The following is a 23,952-nucleotide window of genomic DNA, read 5'->3' on the forward strand; positions in this document are numbered from 1 at the left end:
CAATTCAATATGTCTAGGAACGTGTCTTCTATTGTTTTCGCTTGTCTCTCAAAGCGGGTGCAAAAGTACAACTATTTTTTAATCTCGCAAGTAAATCGAAAAAAATTTTATTTCTTTTTTTTTACTCTTTTAAACTAAATTTTCTTGAACGTTTTGCGGATGGCAAAGGTAAAACCTTTTTTATTATCTCGCAAAATTATTTTTAAAAAATTTTGTCTAAATTATCAAGCTTTATATGAACGTTGCCCTTAAATGCGAGTGCAAAAGTAATACTCTTTTTTAATCTCACAAGCCTTTTTTATCCCTTTTTTTAAAAGATTTTTTAAGAGCCTGAAATCAAGATATTTGAGAGAGAAAGTTTTTTTAGACATACTTAGAAAAGTTTAATAAACCTATTTAGAATAAAGCAAGATTACAAAATGACGCATCTATTTGTTGTAAAACATTAATGGCATTTAAACTTATATCCATAAAATCATATTTAAAAGTGTATTGGATTTAACTATTATAAAACTAAAACAATAATATCTTAAAAAAATAGCTCAATCAATTTTTTCTCACAGCAAAAGCAATAATAATATAATGTGAACCAACAGAATCATTTTTGAAATCAACGACTTTCATTTTAATATAATAATAAGTATAGTTTCAGCATTAATTACGTATCCTTTATATAGTCAAACTATTTGCTCTAATTTAACTTCAAATTGACATTCCTTAATCAATAAATAATCATACATGTTACTAATCTATGCATAAACCATACTGACTTTCTATCTTAATATTATACATGCACTTGTGAAGTAAAACAAAAGAACTACCTTTGCAAAATATTAAAAAAATCTTATGAACAACATTGTTGCTATCGTCGGAAGACCAAATGTAGGGAAATCAACTCTTTTTAACAGATTGATTCAGAGAAGAGAAGCTATTGTAGATTCTGTATCTGGCGTTACCCGTGACAGAAATTATGGTAAAAGTGAGTGGAATGGAAAAGAGTTTTCTGTGATAGATACTGGTGGATATGTTCGCGGTTCTGATGATGTTTTTGAAGGTGAAATTCGTAAACAAGTTGAATTAGCAATTGACGAAGCCGATGTTATCATATTTGTTGTAGATGTTGAAGAAGGCATTACACCTATGGATGACGCTGTAGCTAAATTATTACGAAAAGTCACAAAACCAGTATTATTAGCCGTTAATAAAGTTGACAATGCAATGCGCGAAAAGGACGCGGTTGAATTTTATAATTTAGGTCTTGGCGAATACTATACTTTCGCAAGTATATCTGGTAGTGGAACTGGTGAGTTACTTGATGCACTTATCGATGCTTTTCCTATAAAGCCAGAACCTACTCAAGAAGAAATTTTACTTCCGCGATTTGCAGTCGTAGGTCGACCAAACGCAGGGAAATCTAGTTTTATTAATGCTCTTATTGGGCAAGATAGATATATAGTAACTGATATTGCAGGTACAACTCGTGACGCTATCGATACTAAATTTGACCGTTTTGGGTTTGAATTCAACTTAGTGGACACAGCAGGAATTCGTCGTAAGGCAAAAGTTAAGGAGGATTTGGAATTTTATTCGGTAATGCGATCTGTAAGAGCTATTGAACATGCAGATGTGTGCATACTTATAATAGATGCAACACGCGGTTTTGAAGGACAAGATCAAAGTATTTTCTGGCTAGCCGAAAAGAACCGAAAAGGCGTAGTAATTCTAGTAAATAAATGGGACTTAGTAGAAAAAGACACCATGTCAACTCGTGACTATGAAACCAAAATTCGCGAACAATTGCAACCCTTTGTTGATGTTCCAATATTATTCATATCAGCTTTAACAAAACAACGACTACTAAAAGCCCTAGAAGCAACCGTTAAAGTTCATGAAAACAGAAGTCAACGAATTTCAACATCTAAATTTAACGATTACATGTTGAAAATAATCGAAAACCATCCGCCACCAGCACTTAAAGGTAAATATGTAAAAATTAAATATTGCATGCAATTGCCAACTCCTACACCGCAATTTGTGTTTTTTGCTAATCTTCCTCAATATGTTAAAGAAGCATACAAACGATTTTTAGAAAATAAAATACGAGAAAACTGGGATTTTTCTGGAGTTCCAATAGACATATATATAAGAGAAAAATAATTAAATTGTTAAATTTTGTAAGAAATTTTAACTATTTATAATATTTTAAAAAATTAGCTGTTATTATTGCAACCAATAAAAACAGCTAATTTTTTTTTATGAAAAAAACCCTCCTCACAATCCTTATTTTATTTTCATTTTCAACAGTATTTTCACAAAATATTGTTTCATTAAAAGGTAAAATCTTAGATGAAAGTACAAAATTACCTATCGAGTCAGCAACCGTTTACATCTCATCTGCAAAAGACTCTACCGTTATAGATTATACTATAACAAACAAATTAGGAGATTTCGACATCAAGATTAAAAAAAATAATCAACCCGTATTTTTAAAAGTTTCTTTTGTTGGTTTTGATAGCTATAAAATCGCACTCGAATCGATTTCAGAAAATAAAGATTTTAAAACTATAGAGCTAAAAGAAACGGTTAATAATCTTAACGAAGTTGTTGTTAAAAACGATGCGCCGCCAATAAGAATAAAAAAAGATACTCTCGAATTTAATGCCTCATCATTTAAAGTACGACCTGATGCTAATGTTGAAACGTTACTCAAACAGCTTCCAGGTGTAGAAATTGATGCCGAAGGAAAAATAACAGTCAATGGTAAAGAAGTAAATCAAATACTTGTAAACGGAAAACCATTTTTTGACAAAGACGGAAAAATTGCATTACAAAATTTACCATCAGACATAATTAATAAGGTACAGGTTACCGAAACCAAAACTAAAAAAGAAGAATTATCAGGACAAGCCGCTAGTTCCAACAACGCAAGTATAAATCTGACCATAGACGAGAAAAAGAATAAAGGCCTTTTCGGAAAATTTATGGCAGGAACTGGAACAGACAAACGGTATGAAAGTAGCGCTCTTGTAAATTACTTCAAAGACAAGCAAAAAATTAGTATCCTTGCTTCCTCCAATAACATTAATGCTACAGGATTTTCGATGGACGAAATTTTTGATAACATGCAAGGAAGTCGAAACAACTCCTTTTACACAAGTTCTGACGGTTCGTTTGGAATAAATGGAATGCGCTTTGGTGGTGGAAAAGGAATAACCCATTCAAATTTAATAGGTATAAATTATGCCGATGAATACGGAAAAAACTTTCAATCAACAGGAAGCTATTTCTTTGCAAGTGCAGATTCTAATAACACGAACAGAACGAATCAAACCAATTTATTACCTAGCGGAAATTTTACCACAAATTCTAATTCGACCACAGATGATCAAAAATACAGTCACAATTTAAATCTTGAATTTGAATATAAAATTGATTCAACTGCTACAATTTCTGTAATTCCAAAATTTTCAAAAGCTAATAACACTTCTCGAAGTAGCTCTTTCGAATCTTCATTTGATGAAAACAATCAGTTATTGAATGAAAGCACATCAACATCTTCTAACGATAATGATACTGGCAGCTTTAACAACAATGTAAATTTCAATAAATCATTTAAGAAAAAAGGTCGCAATTTATCGGCTTACTTTTCGAATAATAATAGTGTTTCTAAAACGACCAATTTAAGTAACTCAGCAACCGTTTTCTATCAAAGCACCGAACCTGATGATATTCGTAATCAGCTCCGGTCAAACAGAAATTTATCGGACAATTACAACGCTGGAGTAGAATATTCTGAACCAGTAACCGATTCATTAAATCTTAATTTTGAATTGAACATCAATCGTGATAGCAATTCTGAAGATAGAAAAACATTTGATTATGATGCTGTAACAGACAATTATACAATTGAAAATCCTTTTCTGACCAATTATCTAACTTCTACTACTAATACAGTAACTCCTAAGGTAGGAATTGCAACACGAAGAAGCAAGTACAACTTATACATGAACTTTGGTACTGCAATAACCTCTTTCAATAATCATTCTTTGTATTTAAACAATACGACCGATTTAAACAAAAATTATGTGCTTCCTGCGATTAACTTCTATGGTGGATATAATTTTACAAAATCAAAATCGATATGGATTAACTATAACTACAATGTAGATTTTCCATCGGCAAGTCAAGTACTACCAGTAGAAAATCTTGCCAATCCATTGAATACATTTATTGGAAACCCAAATCTCGATCCTAATAAATACCATCAAGGATATTTTAGCTTCAGAGATTATGACTATGCAACACGATCTGGATACAGTGTTTATCTTGGTGGAAGTTATTATGACAGCCAAATTGTTTCTTCAACCACATTCGATGACAACCGAAAAAGAACTACTACTTATGATAATATTTCGGGCACGTACGAAACTTGGTTTGGTGGAAACTGGAATCGATCTATAAAAAAAGGAGCTCACAATTTTAAATTTGGCTTCGGTTTTAATGCCAATTATGATTTATCAAGAGGTTTTACTGACGGTCAATTGTATGATGCCAAAGTGCTCGACCTTACACCGAGAGTAAACTTTACTTATGAATATGGTGAACTTTTTACAGTAAATCCTACTTATAGATACACCCTAAATAGTACCGACTTTACCAATTATACCGTAAACTCAGCTTCATCATTTGTACATAAATTCAATGTACAAACAACCAACTATTGGCCAAAGAATTGGGTTTTCGGAAACGACTTTGGTTATACTTACAACTCCAACATAGCAGATGGATTTAAGAAAGATTTCTATTTACTCAATACAAGTTTATCGTATAGTTTTTACAAGAAAAAGTTTACTGCTAAAGTGAAAGTGTATGACTTGCTTAATCAAAATCAAAATGCGACTAGAACGATAACACCAACTACCATTAGAGATGAAGAAAATATTGTACTTAAAAGGTATGCTATGTTTTCTTTAACTTACAAACTAGAAAAATTTGGTGCAAAAGAAAAACCAGCTAGAAACAGATTTAATATGTATTAATTTTTGGCTTTCAGAAACAGTCAAATAATATTTGTTGGTTTAAAAATTTATGCTATTTTTATAAAATATTTAACTCAAAAAAACTTATGAAAAAAATTATCTTAACATTAGGATTAGTTTTAGCGGCACAATTATCTTTTTCTCAAGTAGACGAAGCATTCAAAAAAGATGTTTTAAAAGTAATTGAAAATAGTGGATCTGCTAATCAAATGAAATCAGTAAAAAATCAAATTATTGGTCAAATACCTGAAGACAAACAAGCTGCTTTCAGTGTAGATTTCGATGCAACCTTACCAGCTTTATACGATAGCCTTGCCAAAGTTTATATGGAAACGTATACTAAAGAAGACATCAAAGCAATGTTGGCTTTTTACAACAGTCCAGTTGGAAAAAAAATGGCTGAAAAATCGGGAGAGATTCTTCAAAAATCACAAGCTGCAGGACAAGAATGGGGTCAAGGATTACAAAGCATCATGATGAAATACATGCCAGAATAATTTATGAAATTCAGGTTTTTACTACTTTTTTTTGCTTGTTTTCAAATAAGTTTTTCTCAAACGAAAGAAACTGAAGTAAATGAAAGTTCAGATAGTAAAATTTATAATTTAGCTGGATTAGAAATTAAACCCGAATTTCCGGGCGGAATGAGTGAATTTTACAAATTTATTGGTAAAAATTTTAATCTTACTAGTGATAAAAATTTTAAAGGAGGAAAACTTTTAGTAGCTTTTATTATTGATGTTGACGGAAGTATAACCAATATTGAGGTTGTGCGTCATGCAGGATTTAACACTGCCGATGAAGCAATAAGAATTCTAAAAAAATCACCGAAATGGATACCTGGAGAAAAAGAGGGTAAAAAAGTACGAGTATTATATACTTTACCTATTCAACTTTCATCATCTTAAAACTTAAACCACCAGAAAAACTGGTGGTTTTTTTACTTTCCACCATTTGCTTGTAAATCCAAAATACAATTAGCATCCAATTGTGGAATAGTTCCAGCAGTCATCATTCCTACCACATTATTGTTTTCTATTTGCCAAAACATCAAACAATCTGGATTTTCACAATGTTTTCCATGCGCTTCGTCAATATGATCATTTTGCATGTTAGAACCCAAATCAACCAAACCTAACAAGTGCGCAATTTCATGAGTAATAACTGTAGTTTCAAGGTCTACTCTATTTGGTTCTGTAAGTTGATCACTTAAACTTTGTATAGAATTTTCGAATAATACACACGATGTATTTCTGTAAGCAACACCAAGAGTTCTGGACGTAGTTGTATCTCCAGTAAAACTGCCATTCAAAAACAACAAATGAAGCGCAAGAACTCCAACATTGTTGTACTTAGTTCTAAATTGATCTTCAATTTTACTTATCTCTTGTATGGTAAATGGATCACCCGATTGACCCGCAATTTGTTGTTCTACAATTGTTATTCCGTTTGGCTTATTTAATCTAGCTTCTAGAAAATTTTTAAGATTAACCAATGTTTGAGGATTTGGACGCAAACTTTGTACATAAGTAACCTCGACCATAAGTGACTGGTATTTGGTTGCTGCTAAAAAGTCATTAGCACTTTTCCCAGTATTTTTTAAATTACCAGATCTATTTATTCCGTTCTCAGCAGAAGCATTTTCTTCATTTGAGCAACCCCAAAACAGCAAAAACAATAAACTGTAACTAACCACTTTTAGCATTTTCATAATCTACTTTTTAAGTATTAACGATTTTAGTCTAGTTTTAGTTTTTAATGTGGAGTAATTAATCAAAATATTTTGGCCAAATAATCATAATGATCTCCTTCTTGAAGCAATTCAATATTCATATCATGCGCTACAACTACATTTTGTAATGTATTATAATCCAAATACAACCACGGAAATGGACTTTCTGTTTCATTCTTATAACTAATTGTAAAGGTAAGTTCTCCATAGTACGTATCAGATGGAACCCATTTTCCACCGTCGTCACTTTCATCATACATATATATAATATCCGAAGAATCAATCAAAATCTGACCACCAGGATTCAATAAACTTTTTAACTTTAAAAGATATTTTGAAACTTCGGCAAGGGTTTGAAATATACCAGTACCATTCATTAATAACAAAATTGTATCAAAATTAGCGTTCTCTAAATCAAGAATATTCTTTACATAGGCGTTTTTAACTCCGCGTAAAATACAAGTTTCGATTGCTTTTTCTGAAATGTCAATTGCGGTAACGTCTAATTTTTTACTATTTTGAAGGTACAAACTATGGCTTCCTGCTCCACAACCAACGTCTAAAACTTTACCATAACTTCTATTTAAAGCAACTTGTTCTAAAATCGGCATGTCATCAAAATCTCTAAAAAGATACGAAACACTCATTTCGTCGGCTTCAGAAATCGATGTTTCGGTAATAATATCTTCTGGAGCATTGTTCGTTTGAAAATCAAACATGGCTTTTCCAAATAGGTCTTTCATAATTAAGTACGTATTATATGTGTAAAGTTGCTTAAATTTGCAATAGAAATAACAATTATGGTAAAGCCAAATTTAAACGAACTTGTAAAACTAGCCAAAGATAGTCATCTAGAGAACAAAAAGTATTTTGACAAGCTCAAAAAGAAAACTCCAAAAAATATTGACTACATAATGCAAGATTTACACGATGCAGAATTTAAAAAAACGGATTGTTTGTCTTGTGCCAATTGCTGTAAAACAACTGGTCCATTATTTACCTTGGCAGATATCGAGCGAATATCCAAACACTTTAAGCAAAAACCGCAGCAATTTATAGATCAGCATTTACGAATTGATGAAGACAAAGATTATGTTTTAAAATCGGTTCCCTGTACTTTTTTAGATTCAGAAAATTATTGTATGATTTATGATGTGCGTCCAAAAGCCTGTAGAGAATTTCCGCATACCGATCGTAAAAAATTTCAACAGATTTCAGATTTAACATTAAAAAACGTTGCTATTTGTCCAGCGGCTTACAATATTGTTGAGAAAATGAAAAACAAAATGCCCTTATAAAATGACTAAATTCAAATCGAAAATAGATTGGTGGTTGGTACTCATAGTCATTGCTATACTAGGATTTCCAGTGGTAGATGGAATTTTATCTAAAAAATATTGGCTATCACTTATACTACTAGCAATTGTGATTGCCCTTATTATTGTAGTCAAAAAATTAAAATATGCCATTCAAGACAATAGTTTAACAATCTTTTGGACTTGTAAAATCGACATTCACACGATCCGTAAAGTTTACAAAACTAGAAACCCAATTAGTTCGCCGGCACTTTCACTAGATCGACTGGCACTAGTTTACAATAAATATGACGAAATTCTAATTTCTCCTGAATTTCAAAAAGAATTTATAGATGAGTTATTGAAAATAAATCCGAATATCGAAGTTAAAAATTAAGGATAAATCAAATACTTTTTACGCATTTTTAAGAACTCTTGAATTCCTTTTTCCCAAGATTTTCTTATATCCTCTTCAGATATTCCGCTTTCTATTTGTTCTTGAAGTTTTTTGGTACCAGCTAATTTTGTAAAAAAAGGCGTGAAAAATTTAGATTTATCACCAGTTGTTGCATACGCTTTTATTAGCCATTTTAGTTCCAACTGCTCTACCTTAGGAATTTCTGATAAATCTTCGCCATAACACAAGATGTTTTTATTCATCGGTTCCTTTGAACCAGCATTAGGAATAGGAGTAAAACTAAAATTACTTGCTGGCAAAAATGGCGAACCATAAATTTGAAACTGCTTTTCAGTACCTCTTCCCGAACTAACATTGGTACCTTCAAACAAACAAAGACTTGCATAGAGATTTATAGCTTGATCGTTTGGTAAGTTGGGTGACGGTTTAATAGGCAAGCTATAACTCATAGCTCTTTTATAATTAAGGCAAGGAATTATTTTTAAATCGCAATGCAACTCATTTTTCAACCATTTTTCACCATTAATCATTTTTGCATATTCTCCTATTGTCATGCCATGCAGGATTGGTACAGCATGCATTCCTATAAAACTTGTGAATTCTTTTTCTAGGATTGGACCATCTACAATACTTCCGTTGGGGTTTGGTCTATCTAAAACAATAAGCGGAATATTATTTTCAGCACACGCTTCCATTACATAATGCAACGATGAAATATAGGTGTAAAAGCGTGCTCCAACATCTTGCAAATCAAAAACCAAAACTTCTATACCAGCAAGCTGCTCGGGTTTTGGTTTTTTGTTTTCGCCGTATAATGATATTATTGGCAATCCAGTTTTAGTATCTTTTCCATCAACAATAACTTCACCAGCATCAGCCGTTCCTCTAAAACCGTGTTCAGGAGCAAAAATAGTTTGCACATTTAAATCTAATTCGATGAATAAATCTACAATACTCTGCTGACTTTCAAACCAACCGCCGCTATCTTTAGAATTTGGCGGTACAATTTTCAACTTTTGAACACTACCAGTTTGGTTAGTTACAATTCCAATTTTTTTATCTTTTAAAAATGATACGTAGGCATTTATATTTTCAGCTCCAGTAAAATTGTTTTTCCCAAATGAATTTTTAAAAACTTCATTTTTAGATCTATTGTCCAAGCGTTTGGTCATTTTTGAATTTGCAACAGTTGTATTTGTACTATTTTTTTTAGCACTACCGCAAGAAAATAAAATTAGTGATACAAGAAAAAGAAAAGAAATAGTATAAAATGAATGTTTCATTGAAGTGTTAAATTAAATAATCTAAATTGGTGTAATTCGTGTATAAACTGTACTTTTGAAGATAATAACTCTATAACTAACGCTTTTGAAATTAGAATATTTTATTGCCAAACGTCTTATTACTTCTAAAAACAATAAAAGTAGTATATCTGCACCAATAATAAAAATTGCTATTGCAGCAATTGCACTTGGAATTATCATGATGATAGTTTCGGTAGCAACGGGTACCGGTTTACAACAAAAAATTAGACAGAAAATTGCAGCATTTAATGGGCATGTCATTATTTCTAATTACAACAACAATGAGTCGGATGTAAGTACCGAACCCATAAGTATAAACCAAAAATTTTATCCAAAATTCAAAAACATTGACGGCATCAAACACATTCAAGCCGTTGGTAGTAAAGCCGGCATGATTCGGACTGAAAATGCTTTTGAAGGAATCGTTTTTAAAGGTGTTGGAAAAGATTATCGTTGGGATGATATTGAGGAATATTTACTGTCTGGAAGAATCCCTGATCTTAAAAGCGACTTGAATCAGGAAATTGTAATTTCACAATATTTGTCCAACCGATTACAACTTAAATTAGGCGATTCTTTCAATACTTTTTTCATGAAAGAAGAGGCGAATAAAGTTCCCAATTCTCGAAGATTCAAAATTGTTGGGATATATAATTCGGGTTTTCAAGAATTTGACTCCAGCTACATTATTGGCGATATTAGACATTTGCAACGTATTAATAAATGGACACCCGATGAAGTTGGTTCTTTTGAAATCTTTATAAACGACTTTTCTAAAATTGAGGAAAAAGGTGCCGAAATATATGCTCAAACATCTTCTACATTAGATTCAAAAACAATCATCGAAAAGTATTATTATATTTTTGATTGGTTAAAACTTTTTGATTTCAACATCATCATCATATTAATTGTCATGATAACGGTCTCTACGATTAATATGGTAGTTGCCTTGTTGGTCCTAATTTTGGAACGTACTCAAATGATCGGAATTCTAAAATCTTTAGGTGCTAACAATTGGACCATAAGAAAAATATTTCTTTACAATGCTTTTTACTTAATTGTTCGCGGCCTTTTTTGGGGAAATTTAATCGGTATCGGATTGCTGGTATTGCAGAAATGCTTTGGTATTATAAAATTAAATCCCGAAAGTTATTATGTAAACCAAGCACCAGTAGAAATAAATTTATTCTATATTCTTGCTTTGAATTTAGGAACTATAGCAATTTGTATTATAATTTTGCTAATTCCATCATACATAATCACTAAAATATCTCCTTCAAAAACGATACGATTCGACTAACATAAGTTGAAAATCTTTCAGTGTTTCAAAATCAAACAAAATAATTATTGGTTGTATCCGAAACGCTTTAACATATTAGAATTACTGCGCCAATTTTTATTGACTTTTACGTACATTTCAATATGAATTTGTTTTCCGAAAAACTTTTCGAGATCAGCTCTAGATTCAATACCAACGCGCTTTAAAGCTTCGCCTTTATGGCCAATGATAATGCCTTTTTGAGTATCACGTTCCACCATAATTAATGCTCTTATCCTGATGATTTTCTCGTCTTCAATGAACTCTTCAGTTTCTATTTCGACTGAATACGGAATTTCCTTATTATAATGTAATAAGATTTTTTCGCGAATGGTTTCATTTACAAAAAATCGTTCTGGTTTATCAGTTAAGGTATCTTTAGGATAATAAGCAGGAGATTCAGGCAACAACTCAATAATTCTAGAAAACACCTCAGGAACATTAAAGTTTTTTAATGCCGATATTGGAAAAATCTCTGCATTAGGAACTTTCTCGGTCCAAAAAGCAACTTGCTCTTCTAGTTGTGCTTGATTGGAATTGTCAATTTTATTCAGTAATAATAACACCGGAATTTTAGCATGAATAATTTTATTAAAAAAAGATTCATCTTTTAATTCTTGCTCACCAATTTCTACCATATAAATAAGCACATCTGCATCTTCAAAAGCTGATTTTACAAAATTCATCATCGATTCCTGCATTTCATAAGCAGGCTTAATGATACCAGGAGTATCTGATAAAATCAATTGAAAATCTTCTCCATTCACAATCCCTAGAATACGATGACGAGTTGTTTGTGCTTTAGAAGTAATTATAGATAAACGTTCACCTACAAACGCATTCATCAATGTGGATTTCCCTACATTTGGATTACCAATAATATTTACAAAACCTGATTTGTGCGACATAATAATATAATAAAAAAGCCATTCATTGCTGAATGGCTTGTAATTAGTAGCGGGAACAGGACTCGAACCTGTGACCTTCGGGTTATGAGCCCGACGAGCTGCCTACTGCTCTATCCCGCGATGTTTCGAGTGCAAATATACAACCAATATCTATATAATCAAGTATTTTTTGGTAAAAAAATATATTTTTATTAACAGTCTAAAAAACAGTGAATTACATCAAAATACATAAAAAATAAAAAATGTTTTGTAGAAAACAATTTGTATTCATCTAAAAATACAACCCATTTATTCTAAAATAACTCCGTACATATCTTGAAAAAAGTATACTTTATGATTTATTTTTTCTCAGCAGTTTTATAATTCTGATTGTCAATAATCATTTTAGACAAAATTTCTTTTAAAATTTCAGAAGTTCCTCCGCCAATAGGTCCTAATCGACTGTCTCTTAACAATCGTGCTAATGGATATTCTTCCATATAACCATAACCACCAAGCATTTGCAAACAACTGTAGATAGTTTCGTCAGCAACTTTGGTCGACTTAAGTTTCGCCATTGTAGCTTCTTTAACCACATACTCGCCTTGGTTTAGTCTAGCAACAGCAGCGTAATTAAATATTTTACAGTGTTCTACATCGGTAGCATGCTCAACAATAGTATGTCTTAGTGCTTGAAATTTATCGATAGTTTTTCCGAAAGCTTCGCGTTGTGACATGTACTGAATAGTATATTCTAAAGCATATTCAGCTCTTGCATGTGCATTTATTGCCATAATTAAACGTTCCAAAGCAAAATGTTCCATGATGTATGGAAAGCCTTTACCTTCTAATCCCATTAGATTTTCTGCTGGAATTTCTACATTATCAAATGCAATTTCGGCAGTATCTGACGCTCTCCATCCTAATTTATCAAGTTTGGTTGCAGATATACCTTTAGTAGTGGTATCAACTAAAAATATACTTATTCCTTTATTTCCTAACTCTGGATTAGTTTTAGCCGCTACAACATAGTAATCAGCATAAACTCCGTTGGTAATGAATGTTTTGGAACCGTTAATTATATATTTGTCTCCATTTTTTACAGCAACAGTTTTCATTCCAGCAACATCGCTTCCTCCAAATGGTTCTGAGATACACAATGCACCTATTTTTTCACCCAAAATACTTGGCGCTAAATAATCTTGTTTAATGCGCTCATCTCCTTCTGAATTTAAATGCGTCATGGCAAGGTAAGAATGTGCCCACATTGCAGCTGCAAATCCTGAGGATTTAATTTTTTGAAGTTCTTCTAAGAAGATTACAGTATAAAATAAATCTAAATTTAAACCGCCATAAGCTTCGGGATAATTGATTCCGAAGAAACCCATTTCACCCATTTTTTTCCAAATAAATCGTTCGATAGTGCCCGTTTTTTCCCACTTTTCTATGTGTGGAACGACCTCCTTTTGTAAAAAATCTTGAAAGCTTTTTCTAAACGATTCGTGCTCTTCTGTAAAGTATATTGAATTCATATTTCTGTTGCAATTTTTTAAAAAAATAATAGTTTATTTTAGAATTCCAAATATAAGGCTATTATTTTTATTTTATCAACAGGAAATCCTTTAATATTTGTTAAATCCTCAATTTTTATATTTCCATTCATACTGCGATAGGTAACAATATTTTTAGATATGGGATATTTAAAAAGTGGAAACTGACCTAACTCCTTGATTGAAGCATTATTTATATCAATTTTTTTAAGATTTGATGGAACTGATGCCGTGAAATATTTATTCAAATTGGCAATAACTTCGGGTGATAATCCCCAAATATCATTCATTTGTTCCATCGATACAAAAGCACCATAAGATTGTTTTTGAGCTAAAATTCTATCTGAAATGGCATCGCCAATACCATATATTTTCATCAAATCTTCCTTACTAGCTTGATTAATATCTAAAACCTTTACTGCTTCTTTTTTAGGAAACTCTTTCCAATTGGATTTATAATTTTTATTGTTGTAGTTATTTTGATTTTTATTGGTAACCCAATCTGGAAATTTAAAATAAGGTGCTATTTTATCTAATAAAGAATCTGAAACACCAGTAACTTTTTGAAACTCTTCTGCAGAATTGGCAAATTTTCCTTGCTTTCTAAAAGCTAAAAGTCGGTCGATTTGCTCGGTGCTCATCCCTAATTTGTACCCTTTAAAATCAGTTATGAAGTTTGGATTAAAGGGATACATAGTATATTTCAGCTCTTTTTTCTCTAGTTTGAGCGTATCAATTGCACTTTGAAGTGACAGCCATTGTTGCTCTTCTTTTGTCGGTTTGTGTTTTACTGCAAAATCGGTAAAAAAATAAACAACTTGAATGGTAATGATGATCGCAAAAAGAAACAGCAGACCTTTCTTTTGATCTTTAGAGAAATACAGAATTGTTTTAAAAGGATTTTGCTCGTTCATCAAAAATATATTTATAAGTCAAAAACCGAGGTTCGCTTGGCTCGAATTAAATCTTTAAGTCGCATCCAAAATGCTATAGTTAAGTAAACCCCAAACCATAAACCTGCAGTGACAAATGATATGTATATAAAAAAAATCCGTACGCTATTGGCGCGCATCCCAAGCCGGTCGGCCAATCTTGAGGAAACATGAAAACCGTGTTTTTCAAAGAAATATTTTAAACGAATTATTGGACGCATTTTTTAAAATTTATAAATTAAAGATACAATTAATTTGCAAAAAAAATTACTTTTTCAACAAATCTATACCAATGGCACATTGCAAACATTTTTTATAATTACAATACTCATTTTTCAATTGTAGTAATGATTGCGAATCAAATGCGTTTTTCGATTTTACACCGAAAGACGCAAACCTATCCATAATTGAATTCTTCTCTGACGCTACTGATGTTACTAAATTGATCAAAGTTTCAGTATTTTCCTTTCCGATACTTTTAAAATAAGCAAATTGTATCGGAATGATTGTATTTATGAGCAACAAATCTAGGAACGATTTACTCATCGCTTTTTGTTTTTTTGGACTTTCTTTATCAAAATTGTAATGGGTTTTCCAATAATCGCTAACTGAGAAATTGAACAATTGATACAAAGTATCAACAGACTTTACTTCTACAATTTTAGAAAACAGATTTCTTTGCACATGATATAACATCGCTAATTGTGCTAATCTAATTGTCGGGAAATTATCTGGTCGGTGTTTAAAAAATTGAACTGGTTCAGTTACAGGCTTTGCCAATTTATATTTCAATGCCATATAATCATACCAAGATTTCAATTCTTTAACATAATTATCTTCAGCATTAAGAGGAATCATGTTGGCTTGACCAAAAAGTAAAGCTTCAAGATAATGAACATCTAAAGCTTCTTTTCTTATTAATGAAAAAGTTATCGACTGCGCAATTGTATAAAACACTTCGCCATTGGTATTAAGTCCAAAATTTTTAGCTAGTAATAGGAAAAGTACAGCTTCCCAATCGTTTTCCGATTGTTCCAATAAATCGAAAACTGCATGCGATTTTCGTTCTAATCGCTCAAAAAATAACCGCTCTTGCCAATTTTTAAACACAAACTCATCTACAAATTGTAGTTGTTTCTCGCAAAAAATCCAACTTTTAGGTGTTGTTAGTGCTTGATATTTATGAAGTTCATCAGTTGAAACATAATTCTTAAGTTCTAAAACTGGTAATTCTGAATTATCATTCCGAAAAATTGGAGTGTCGTTTTCCCAAACTACGTGAAGAATTACATTATCATAATTTTGATCTTTTTCGTGATGATGTAAATACCAATCTGAAGCTTTACAATGAATTTCTACATTTCCAGCCCACTTTTGATTTCCTATTATAAGTTGCGCATTAAAAAAATCTGGTCCAGCTTGTTGTGTATAAAATCCAGAATTGAGTAGTGTAATCGTTTCGCCTTGGGTTGTTTTTAAGTTAGAAAAATCAAACTTTTTAAATTTCCAGACGTAATGTAGAAAATCTTCTTTCATGGCATGTACTAATTTTGTTCTTGGCAAATAATTGAAAAACGAATATACTAAAATTATTGTAACAAATACAATTTTGCACAAGCTCTAGCATCTGATAATGCCTCATGATGAACCAATTGTATATTATTTAAATCTGCGCAATGCTTTAAATTGGCTGGTTTATACCCTTTTTTTCTGTAGATTTTACAGGTACATTCCCACATATCTGCAATTTCGAGTTCATCGTAATACAATCCGTAATATTTCATTGTGCTTTTCAAAACGCGTCGATCAAAAGCTTCATTATGCGCAACAATTTTTCTCCCAAATAAGCGCTTTTGAATTTCTGGAAAATGGCTGTCGAATGTTTTTTCATTAATGGTTTCAATTGGCTTTATACCATGAACCATAACGTTTCTGTGCCAGTACTCGTTGTTTGGTGGCTGAATTAGTGTATAAAATTCTTCTGTAATAATTCCGTTGTTAACGGTTACAATTCCTACTGCACATGCACTTTCTGGGCTTCCAGTTGCAGTTTCAAAATCTATTGCTGTGAATGTCATTTTGTGTTTTTAATATCTGCAATTTACAGATCTTAATTGCTAAAATCAAATTTTCAAATTACTATATTTGTTTAAAATTTATTCAAATGAAAAAATATCTTTGGCTTTTTATATTCTTTTTTATCGTTTCTGCAAATGCCCAAAAAAACAATGCCACTTTTAAGATTACCTATTTACGAACTTCGAACGGAAGTCTTATTGAAAATCAAGAACCGATTTTAGTGTATGCAAATCAAAAAGAAAGCGTTAATACGAATCAGAAAATCATCAATAAAACTGCCGAATTTCCATTTGAAACCTTTTCATTCACCAAAGACAAACCATCTCAATACGCAACCATTGCACAATTGAATTCGGCTAAAAGTATTGCCACAGTTGACAGTGTATCGTTGAAAAAGCAAACATTTGAGTTACTATCTGACAAGAAAACCATATTAGGATACGAATGTAAAAAAGCAAGAACAAGTATTAACTCGAATACTATCGAAATTTGGTATACCGATGCCTTAAAAATAAACGCTTCACCTAATACTTTAGGACAAACCCTAGGTCTTGTTTTGGAGATCAATAGAAATGGTAATTTTGTAATTTCGGCTACGAAAATTGAAAAACTAAAAGAATTTCCATCAAACGTACGAGCTGAAATCAAATCTAAAGATATCCTAGACATTCTAACCTATAAAGATTTAGTTTGGAAAAGCAGATTTACTACTATTCCAATTTTTAAAAATGAAGTTATCAATTTTTCAAGTGAATCAATATCCAACGACAGTATTATGCGATTTGCTAATGGAACTGTAATTTTGCGAAAAGTAAAAATTCCAGCAATTGCAAAAGGTAGTCAAGTTTTTATTGATGTTACCGAACATTCTAATGGTGATGCTTACGACAGAACTGGTTCGGTTTTTATGATTCCGATGGATAAAAAAACGTCATTTTTAAACGGATTACAAAATGGTGTAAAGTCACTTCCTGTTTATGAAAACGGAAATGGAAAACAATACCAAGGTATAATTTCAACTGATGATTATACGCCGCTACTCGAATTGATGCGCTTTTTCACTCCATTCGGGATTAAACATTTTAACACCATTGAATTGAAAGATAAAACTTGGGAAGAGCAAGTAAATTATAGACAAGATATTTCTGAATTAACTACTGCAATCGATAATAAAGAAGTTTATATTGGCACTTTTATTGGAAATTATGATAAAGGCGGGCATAAAGTTTCTGTAAATATTACTATTCATCCCGAAGAAAATGGTGTTTCAAAAGCTTCAAATGTGATTCCGCTATTTAATACGACCAATGTTATGGAAATGGCAGGACAGGAATATGGTACATTATTCAATTCAGACAAAGGATTATTTGTAAAATTTACTTTAGCGAAGGATTTGAAAAATGCGAAGATTCGTTACACCACAACGGGTCACGGTGGTTGGGAAAATGGAGATGAATTTGTTCCAAAGAAAAATACCTTGCTTTTAGACGAAAAAGAAGTATATCATTTTACACCTTGGCGCGAAGATTGTGGTTCGTATCGCTTGTACAATCCTGCCTCTGGAAATTTCCCTAACGGATTATCATCATCAGATTATAGCAGGTCTAATTGGTGTCCAGGAATAGTAACCAATCCTGTTTATGTTGAATTAGGCGATTTGAAATCTGGAACTCATACACTTCAAGTTAAAATTCCTCAAGGATCAAATGAAGGAACAAGTTTCAGCTCGTGGAATGTTTCTGGAGTTTTATTAGGAGAATAAAAAAACCTACAACTTTCATTGTAGGTTTTAGATTATTTTATCGAACCAATAATATCGTATTTGGTAATGATATGATGTTTTCCGTTTCCTAAATCAACTAGAACCGCCTGATTGTCTTTTGTAAATAACTTGGAAACTTCTTCGATTGGAGTTCCTAGTTTTACTATTGGATACGGTTTCCCCATAATTTCTTTAATCGGTTTTTCAGCTACATCTTTGTCTGTTACATAACTTTGAAACAAATCAGATTCGTCTACAGAACCAACAAATCCGGTGATATCAATTACTGGAATTTGAGAAATTTTGTATTTACGCATTCTTTCAATCGCGTGAGAAACCAGTTCTTCTGTACGAACAATAACAAGTGGTTTATCAATATGATCTTTAATTACGTCTTCAGCTTTTGTAATTTCTTCGTCTAAGAAACCACGTTCGCGCATCCAATCGTCGTTGAACATTTTACCTACGTATCGACTACCTGAATCGTGAAATAAAACAACAACTACATCATCTTTAGTGAAATGTTCTTTCAATTGATGCAATCCTTTTACACATGAACCGGCAGAATTTCCAACAAATATTCCTTCTTCTAATGCAATTTTACGCGTGTAAACTGCTGCATCTTTATCAGTAACTTTTGTGAATCCGTCGATAAGTGAAAAATCTACATTTTTTGGAAGAATGTCTTCACCAATTCCTTCGGTAATGTAGGAGTAGATTTCGTTTTCGTCAAAAATCCCAGTTTCATGGTATTTTTTGAAAACCGACCCATACGTATCAATTCCCCAGATTTTAATATTTGTATTTTTTTCTTTAAGGTATTTTCCAATTCCAGAAATAGTACCTCCCGTTCCTACTCCAACAACAAAATGAGTAATTTTTCCTTCAGTTTGTTCCCAAATTTCTGGACCAGTTTGTTCATAATGCGCTTGTGCATTGGATGGATTATCGTATTGGTTTACGTACCATGAATTTGGAATTTCAGTTCCCAATCTTTTAGAAACCGAATAATACGAACGTTCATCTGTTGGCTCCACATCGGTTGGGCAAACGATAACTTTGGCACCAACGGCACGAAGAATATCCATTTTTTCTTTGGATTGTTTATCAGTAATTACAAAAATACATTTGTAACCTTTTACAATTGCGGCAAGGGCTAAGCCCATTCCTGTATTTCCAGAAGTTCCTTCGATAATTGTTCCGCCTGGTTTTAAACGTCCATCGGCTTCGGCATCTTCAACCATTTTTAGAGCCATGCGGTCTTTGGTTGAATTTCCTGGGTTGAAGGTTTCTACTTTTGCAAGAACAAGAGCATCAATGCCTTCAACAACTTTGTTTAGTTTTACTAATGGTGTATTACCAATAGTTCCTAATATATTTTCTGAATAATTCATATGTGTAAATTCTATTTTTTTATGGTAACATAGGGTATCGCTTTTTTGATCATTGGTATTTGCCTACTAAACCAATTTTTATAGCGATTCCATAATTAAAATTTGTGAATACAAAGGTATTGATAATAAAGTGTTCTTGCAATGCCTTTATTTTATGTAAATGATAACTTAGCTAACCCTGATGGAAATGAAAAGCTTCCGATTTTTCATCGGAACTTGAAATGTACAGCAGGAATAGGGATTGCTAAAATGCCCAAACCATTTGTTCCAAAAATTTATTGAAACAGATTCCATACCAAACCGAAACGAACTATAAAATCACGGTAAGGCATATTGGGTGTTGAGTAGAACGAGTTTCCTGTAAAGCTAGAATTGAAATGTTCGGCTTTTATAAATATTCTTGTTTGACGAATTCTTCCGTTTACAAAAAAGTCTACTGTTGGGAAATCACCAATTTGCTTATTGGTTTGAACAAAAAATTCTGACAATATGGGATTAAAATCATCGGCATTATATTTCGTAAAGTAGTTGATGATAAAACCTGTTTGTACTTGTAGGTTTTTCTTAAAGAATTTATTGCCGTAATAAACTGTTGTTCTTCCTGTAAACTCAGGAAGATTCAAAATAGGGTCATTTTGATCCACTTTTTGATATAAGAACGTATTGTCTATACCAAAATTTCTGAATTTAAATTCACGACTTAATTGTACAGATAGATAATTAATTGTTTGACTGTATTGGAAAGGACGAACTAATTGTTGGTTATCTACTTCTGAAACATCTGTAAAGTAAAGATGATCATTTAATGAAGTTACTTGCGCAGAAGCCTTAAACCATTGAAGATTTGCATTTACAGTAATGTTATTTACTTTTTCGTTTTTAAATTCATTGCTCCAGTTATAATTTACATAACTACTTTGATGCAAGGCATAATTATTATTGGGAACTTTACTTATGTTTTCGTATTGAAAAGAAAGTGAATTTTTATCGTTTATTTTATACTCTAAATTGGCAGAAAGATTTCGTGTTGCTATTTTAGAAATAGAATTAGCATAAACGAACTTCCCTCTCCAATTATTTTTTCGGTATTCGTATTGCCCTGAAATCGAATTAATAGTATTGGACAATTTATTAGGAACAAAGTCTGAATCTAAGATTAGTACTCGGTCATAAAAATAATTGAATCTAAAGTCATCTATAAAAAAACCAAATTTTCCTAACGTCTTGTTTTCATAAATTGCACCCACTTTATTATACATGCTATTGTAGGTAACTTGATCGTTAATACGAGCGGTAAGGTATGATGTACCAAACCTATTAAAAAAATCTGTTGTACCATCAATAGATGAAGGAACGGTTACTTGATTGTACTCGAAAAACTTGTTTTCATAAACAAACTGATGATTGATATACAAATTATTCTGATTATTGCTCTTATTAATACGGAAACTATGATCGAGGAAAATTCTTTTACCTCTCATAAAAGTTTTAGCATCTCTTAAATAAACTTGTAATCTTGCTCTATTATCAAAATCTGTATCTTCGCCTTCAAAATCTTCAATTCTGGTTATTCCACCATTCTCACCATTTGAAAGATCTTGGCCAGTAAAATGAAAATTCGCAGAATACCTTTGATTACTTGTATTATAACTAGTTGTAAATCTAAAATTACCTGAACTAGTAAGTTGATTAATATATTTTCCTAGCGATCTAATTCCTCGATAAGCCACTGAGATATTTAGTCTTTTTGAGGTATTTAAAGCAACTAAAATATCTACATTCTGCCCTTGCTCCATTACCGTTTTAAAAAACATTTCAGTTAAAGGCGTAGCGACAGAATAATAATTAATTTCATTTATTTCAAGATAATTGATATGTTTCGCTGTAAATCCAAAACTAGGCAATACAGAATATTTTTTTAATCCAAAATTTAAAGTATTGTAATAATGACCTTCATTAGAAAATGGCAATAGCCCAAAAAGGTCCTTTCTTAAATAATTGTATTTGTACTCACTTTTAATTGACAAAGTAGTATCTACGTAAGTAGTATCTTTTTCTAGTGTGATTATTTTATACAAATCAATAGTTGCCTTTGTATTGCTATTATTTTTATTGGCTATCTGAAAAGAAGGTTTGTCTAAATTTTGTTGTGCACTTAATGTCAAACAGAATAACAAAAATAAAAGACTATATGTATATTTCATTGCTAAAAATTAGTAAGCAAAAGTAAACAAAACCATTAAAAGAAAACAGCTAACAAACAAAAAAAGACCGCTATAAATAGCGGTCTTCAAAATTTTAATAAAATTTTATAATATTAGTTTGACTTTAAACCTTTTTTTGATTTTTTAGCTTTCAAAGATTTAATAAAATTATTAATTTTTCCTTGAGCTAATACATCTCCTGTATTAAAGTCAGCAACAACATAATTAGTACCTGTTTTAGTTACAACAACAACAGGAATAAAAGCAGCATTGTTACCTTGAGCAATACCTCCAGAAGAATATTTAAAAGAACCTGTCATATCTTTTGTATAATTGAATACACCAGGTTTAGCAACAGTTAAAATTGCTGGAAAAATAATTTCATTTGTTTTTGGTAATCTATTAGCTTGTGCCGCCGGTAAAGCTCTACTATAAAATTGTGGTACAACAATATAATCACCATTAGGTGCACTTGCAGGGATCAATACTTCAGCAGGACAATTATCATAATCTACATTGAAAATATCAAAATTTTCATCATAAACTTCCATATCAAAATCATAGTTACAAAAACCCCAATTAGCATTATCAACACCAACATAAGTAGCTGTTCTGATTGTTCCATGTGAATCGGCAAAAGGAGCACTCCAATCAAGAGACGTAACTAAATCATTGGCAGTACCATTGTTTATAGTCAAATTGATAATCTCAGAACTTTCAGCAACAGTAGAGCTAGCATTCCCAACGCTAGACAATTTCAAAACCAAAGTTTCAGCTTGTTCAACGTTTAAATCAAGGACCGCATTAAGATCAAAAGTGAACGTTGTAGAATAAGCTGGTACGGCAAGTTTGTAACCAATTATACCGTAACCATCATCCACAGTAGTTTCAAGATCAATTGGCTCATTAGTCCCATAAGTAATAGTAAAATCTCTAAAAGTACCTGAACCAGAAAGAACTTCAATTTTCAAATCGCTTCTTTCGTTGTTTGCACGATCTAGAGTAACTGTTAAAGGTACAGATTGACCCTCGGTGATAGTCAAACTAGTTTGTGAAATAGTAGCAACAGACTTGATACTTTTTTCGAAACTAGCTTCATCGTCATTACATGATGCTAATGCAAGAAATGCAAAAGACAATGACATGATTTTGTAATTAAATATATTTTTCATTTTTAATATTTAGTTAAATTAATTTCTTGTGTACACTGACGTGTAAGTTCTATTACCAGCAGCAAATGTAACTTCATAAAAAACTCTGAATTGCGTAGGGCTTAAAACTTTTCCATCTTGACCAGTAGTACTTAAACCACGAACTAAGTTAGAATATGCACCTCCAAGATTCTGTGATTCTACAGAAATATCATCACATATGTCTGTGAAATAATAACCAGCATAAGGAGCAGGAGGAGCTAATTGAGCAACTGTAAACTCAGCAGTTGTAGTTGTACGGAAATAATTAATATCTTCTAAACTAACTACTTCATTCAATCGCGTATAAACTGACCCATCATTTCTAGTATGAACAACAGTATAAGTTCCTTCTAAAAGAGATAGACATCCAATAAAATTAATAGTGACCTTACCACTTTGAGATGAAATTACGAAACCATCTTTGTTTACAGCTGTAATTTTAAGTACTAAAGAAGTTTTTTGCGTGATATTAAAATTACCCGTAATTACGTCAAGTGGTAACAAACCAAAACTCGTACCCGCTGGTACAACTACAGTTTTAGAACTATCAACAAAATCATACTCAAACCCTTCAACAGCAGTAGAAGATGGATCGATCTCATAAGTGATTGTTAAATCCTCATTGAAAGGAGCTCCTGAACCACCGTTCATAATATCAAAAGGAAATTCACGTCTAATTGTTCCTAAATCTTCAAAATAAGGAACATTTTGTGTTGTTCTTAGAAAACCTACTACACGATCTGTGTTAGCGAAATCTTCATCAACCAAATTACTATCATCCTTATCACAAGCGATAAAGGAAGCAGCGATAAATAATAATGCAAGAATTTTTTTCATAATTTTTT

General features: G+C 31.8%; 21 protein-coding genes and 1 tRNA gene. 8 read left to right on the forward strand and 14 right to left on the reverse strand.

Annotated features, from left to right (window positions below):
• The first annotated feature begins 846 nt into the window (after window positions 1-846).
• The 4 genes from der to ACZ098_RS04450 all read left to right on the forward strand — a co-directional run bounded on the left by der (window position 847) and on the right by ACZ098_RS04450 (window position 5,947).
• The gene (gene der, locus ACZ098_RS04435; RefSeq protein ID WP_487310534.1) at window positions 847-2,157 is read left to right on the forward strand and encodes a ribosome biogenesis GTPase Der; all 1,311 of its coding nucleotides are present in this window, start codon (window positions 847-849) and stop codon (window positions 2,155-2,157) included.
• A 98-nt stretch (window positions 2,158-2,255) separates the two neighbouring features.
• A complete protein-coding gene (locus ACZ098_RS04440) occupies window positions 2,256-5,039 on the forward strand; it encodes an outer membrane beta-barrel protein (protein ID WP_487310535.1) in 2,784 nt (927 codons plus the stop codon).
• A gap of 86 nt (window positions 5,040-5,125) precedes the next feature.
• Window positions 5,126-5,536 carry a DUF2059 domain-containing protein gene (locus ACZ098_RS04445; RefSeq protein ID WP_487310536.1) on the forward strand — a complete coding sequence of 137 codons (411 nt, stop codon included), beginning with the start codon at window positions 5,126-5,128 and terminating at the stop codon, window positions 5,534-5,536.
• Between the two features lie 3 nt (window positions 5,537-5,539).
• Window positions 5,540-5,947, forward strand: coding sequence for an energy transducer TonB (locus ACZ098_RS04450; RefSeq protein WP_487310537.1), 408 nt, complete (start codon window positions 5,540-5,542; stop codon window positions 5,945-5,947).
• A 32-nt stretch (window positions 5,948-5,979) separates the two neighbouring features.
• On the opposite strand, the gene ACZ098_RS04455 is transcribed toward ACZ098_RS04450, so the two are convergent.
• Window positions 5,980-6,750 (reverse strand): membrane metalloprotease, encoded by a 771-nt coding sequence (locus ACZ098_RS04455; RefSeq protein WP_487310538.1) that lies wholly within the window; start codon window positions 6,748-6,750, stop codon window positions 5,980-5,982.
• Between the two features lie 62 nt (window positions 6,751-6,812).
• Window positions 6,813-7,514, reverse strand: coding sequence for a class I SAM-dependent methyltransferase (locus ACZ098_RS04460; protein WP_487310539.1), 702 nt, complete (start codon window positions 7,512-7,514; stop codon window positions 6,813-6,815).
• Between the two features lie 57 nt (window positions 7,515-7,571).
• Here ACZ098_RS04460 and ACZ098_RS04465 point away from each other — a divergent pair, with 57 nt between their 5' ends.
• Window positions 7,572-8,069 (forward strand): YkgJ family cysteine cluster protein, encoded by a 498-nt coding sequence (locus ACZ098_RS04465; protein ID WP_487310540.1) that lies wholly within the window; start codon window positions 7,572-7,574, stop codon window positions 8,067-8,069.
• Window position 8,070: 1 nt separating this feature from the next.
• Window positions 8,071-8,463: a PH domain-containing protein gene (locus tag ACZ098_RS04470; RefSeq protein WP_487310541.1), complete on the forward strand. Its 393-nt coding sequence runs from the start codon at window positions 8,071-8,073 to the stop codon at window positions 8,461-8,463.
• Here ACZ098_RS04470 and ACZ098_RS04475 read toward each other — a convergent pair.
• Window positions 8,460-9,767 (reverse strand): exo-beta-N-acetylmuramidase NamZ family protein, encoded by a 1,308-nt coding sequence (locus ACZ098_RS04475; RefSeq protein ID WP_487310542.1) that lies wholly within the window; start codon window positions 9,765-9,767, stop codon window positions 8,460-8,462. The genes ACZ098_RS04470 and ACZ098_RS04475 overlap by 4 nt on opposite strands.
• An 85-nt stretch (window positions 9,768-9,852) precedes the next feature.
• Between ACZ098_RS04475 and ACZ098_RS04480 the strand changes: the two genes are divergently transcribed.
• A complete protein-coding gene (locus tag ACZ098_RS04480) occupies window positions 9,853-11,088 on the forward strand; it encodes an ABC transporter permease (protein ID WP_487310543.1) in 1,236 nt (411 codons plus the stop codon).
• Window positions 11,089-11,132: 44 nt separating this feature from the next.
• Here the strand turns inward: ACZ098_RS04480 and era are convergent, their stop codons facing one another.
• From era to ACZ098_RS04515, 7 genes are all read right to left on the reverse strand, one after another.
• Entirely contained in the window at window positions 11,133-12,014 is an 882-nt protein-coding gene (gene era, locus ACZ098_RS04485) for a GTPase Era (protein ID WP_487310544.1), read from the reverse strand.
• A gap of 47 nt (window positions 12,015-12,061) precedes the next feature.
• Window positions 12,062-12,134 (reverse strand) — tRNA-Met (locus tag ACZ098_RS04490).
• Window positions 12,135-12,352: 218 nt separating this feature from the next.
• Window positions 12,353-13,525, reverse strand: coding sequence for an acyl-CoA dehydrogenase family protein (locus ACZ098_RS04495; RefSeq protein ID WP_487310545.1), 1,173 nt, complete (start codon window positions 13,523-13,525; stop codon window positions 12,353-12,355).
• A 38-nt stretch (window positions 13,526-13,563) separates the two neighbouring features.
• The gene (locus tag ACZ098_RS04500) at window positions 13,564-14,457 is read right to left on the reverse strand and encodes a helix-hairpin-helix domain-containing protein (protein ID WP_487310546.1); all 894 of its coding nucleotides are present in this window, start codon (window positions 14,455-14,457) and stop codon (window positions 13,564-13,566) included.
• An 11-nt stretch (window positions 14,458-14,468) separates the two neighbouring features.
• Window positions 14,469-14,696: a PspC domain-containing protein gene (locus ACZ098_RS04505; RefSeq protein WP_487310547.1), complete on the reverse strand. Its 228-nt coding sequence runs from the start codon at window positions 14,694-14,696 to the stop codon at window positions 14,469-14,471.
• 46 nt (window positions 14,697-14,742) lie between these two features.
• Entirely contained in the window at window positions 14,743-16,011 is a 1,269-nt protein-coding gene (locus ACZ098_RS04510; RefSeq protein WP_487310548.1) for a DUF2851 family protein, read from the reverse strand.
• Window positions 16,012-16,064: 53 nt separating this feature from the next.
• Window positions 16,065-16,553, reverse strand: coding sequence for a 3'-5' exonuclease (locus tag ACZ098_RS04515; protein WP_487310549.1), 489 nt, complete (start codon window positions 16,551-16,553; stop codon window positions 16,065-16,067).
• A gap of 86 nt (window positions 16,554-16,639) precedes the next feature.
• Between ACZ098_RS04515 and ACZ098_RS04520 the strand changes: the two genes are divergently transcribed.
• On the forward strand, window positions 16,640-18,316 hold the full coding sequence (locus ACZ098_RS04520; RefSeq protein WP_487310550.1) for a GLPGLI family protein: 1,677 nt from the start codon (window positions 16,640-16,642) through the stop codon (window positions 18,314-18,316).
• A 32-nt stretch (window positions 18,317-18,348) separates the two neighbouring features.
• Here ACZ098_RS04520 and ACZ098_RS04525 read toward each other — a convergent pair whose 3' ends face one another.
• From ACZ098_RS04525 to ACZ098_RS04540, 4 genes are all read right to left on the reverse strand, one after another.
• Window positions 18,349-19,710: a pyridoxal-phosphate dependent enzyme gene (locus ACZ098_RS04525; RefSeq protein ID WP_487310551.1), complete on the reverse strand. Its 1,362-nt coding sequence runs from the start codon at window positions 19,708-19,710 to the stop codon at window positions 18,349-18,351.
• Between the two features lie 275 nt (window positions 19,711-19,985).
• On the reverse strand, window positions 19,986-21,914 hold the full coding sequence (locus tag ACZ098_RS04530; RefSeq protein WP_487310552.1) for a putative porin: 1,929 nt from the start codon (window positions 21,912-21,914) through the stop codon (window positions 19,986-19,988).
• Between the two features lie 113 nt (window positions 21,915-22,027).
• Complete coding sequence (locus ACZ098_RS04535; protein ID WP_487310553.1) at window positions 22,028-23,086, reverse strand: hypothetical protein; 1,059 nt, start codon at window positions 23,084-23,086, stop codon at window positions 22,028-22,030.
• An 18-nt stretch (window positions 23,087-23,104) separates the two neighbouring features.
• On the reverse strand, window positions 23,105-23,944 hold the full coding sequence (locus tag ACZ098_RS04540) for a hypothetical protein (protein WP_487310554.1): 840 nt from the start codon (window positions 23,942-23,944) through the stop codon (window positions 23,105-23,107).
• Window positions 23,945-23,952: the final 8 nt, after the last annotated feature.

The organism is Flavobacterium sp. SP2, from assembly GCF_057626655.1.

Bases quoted from the DNA above. Each gene is read 5' to 3' on its own strand.
- der (WP_487310534.1), top strand. From the start codon at position 847: ATGAACAACATTGTTGCTATCGTCGGAAGACCAAATGTAGGGAAATCA.
- ACZ098_RS04440 (WP_487310535.1), top strand. From the start codon at position 2,256: ATGAAAAAAACCCTCCTCACAATCCTTATTTTATTTTCATTTTCAACA.
- ACZ098_RS04445 (WP_487310536.1), top strand. From the start codon at position 5,126: ATGAAAAAAATTATCTTAACATTAGGATTAGTTTTAGCGGCACAATTA.
- ACZ098_RS04450 (WP_487310537.1), top strand. From the start codon at position 5,540: ATGAAATTCAGGTTTTTACTACTTTTTTTTGCTTGTTTTCAAATAAGT.
- ACZ098_RS04455 (WP_487310538.1), bottom strand. From the start codon at position 6,750: ATGAAAATGCTAAAAGTGGTTAGTTACAGTTTATTGTTTTTGCTGTTT.
- ACZ098_RS04460 (WP_487310539.1), bottom strand. From the start codon at position 7,514: ATGAAAGACCTATTTGGAAAAGCCATGTTTGATTTTCAAACGAACAAT.
- ACZ098_RS04465 (WP_487310540.1), top strand. From the start codon at position 7,572: ATGGTAAAGCCAAATTTAAACGAACTTGTAAAACTAGCCAAAGATAGT.
- ACZ098_RS04470 (WP_487310541.1), top strand. From the start codon at position 8,071: ATGACTAAATTCAAATCGAAAATAGATTGGTGGTTGGTACTCATAGTC.
- ACZ098_RS04475 (WP_487310542.1), bottom strand. From the start codon at position 9,767: ATGAAACATTCATTTTATACTATTTCTTTTCTTTTTCTTGTATCACTA.
- era (WP_487310544.1), bottom strand. From the start codon at position 12,014: ATGTCGCACAAATCAGGTTTTGTAAATATTATTGGTAATCCAAATGTA.
- ACZ098_RS04495 (WP_487310545.1), bottom strand. From the start codon at position 13,525: ATGAATTCAATATACTTTACAGAAGAGCACGAATCGTTTAGAAAAAGC.
- ACZ098_RS04500 (WP_487310546.1), bottom strand. From the start codon at position 14,457: ATGAACGAGCAAAATCCTTTTAAAACAATTCTGTATTTCTCTAAAGAT.
- ACZ098_RS04505 (WP_487310547.1), bottom strand. From the start codon at position 14,696: ATGCGTCCAATAATTCGTTTAAAATATTTCTTTGAAAAACACGGTTTT.
- ACZ098_RS04510 (WP_487310548.1), bottom strand. From the start codon at position 16,011: ATGAAAGAAGATTTTCTACATTACGTCTGGAAATTTAAAAAGTTTGAT.
- ACZ098_RS04515 (WP_487310549.1), bottom strand. From the start codon at position 16,553: ATGACATTCACAGCAATAGATTTTGAAACTGCAACTGGAAGCCCAGAA.
- ACZ098_RS04520 (WP_487310550.1), top strand. From the start codon at position 16,640: ATGAAAAAATATCTTTGGCTTTTTATATTCTTTTTTATCGTTTCTGCA.
- ACZ098_RS04525 (WP_487310551.1), bottom strand. From the start codon at position 19,710: ATGAATTATTCAGAAAATATATTAGGAACTATTGGTAATACACCATTA.
- ACZ098_RS04530 (WP_487310552.1), bottom strand. From the start codon at position 21,914: ATGAAATATACATATAGTCTTTTATTTTTGTTATTCTGTTTGACATTA.
- ACZ098_RS04535 (WP_487310553.1), bottom strand. From the start codon at position 23,086: ATGAAAAATATATTTAATTACAAAATCATGTCATTGTCTTTTGCATTT.
- ACZ098_RS04540 (WP_487310554.1), bottom strand. From the start codon at position 23,944: ATGAAAAAAATTCTTGCATTATTATTTATCGCTGCTTCCTTTATCGCT.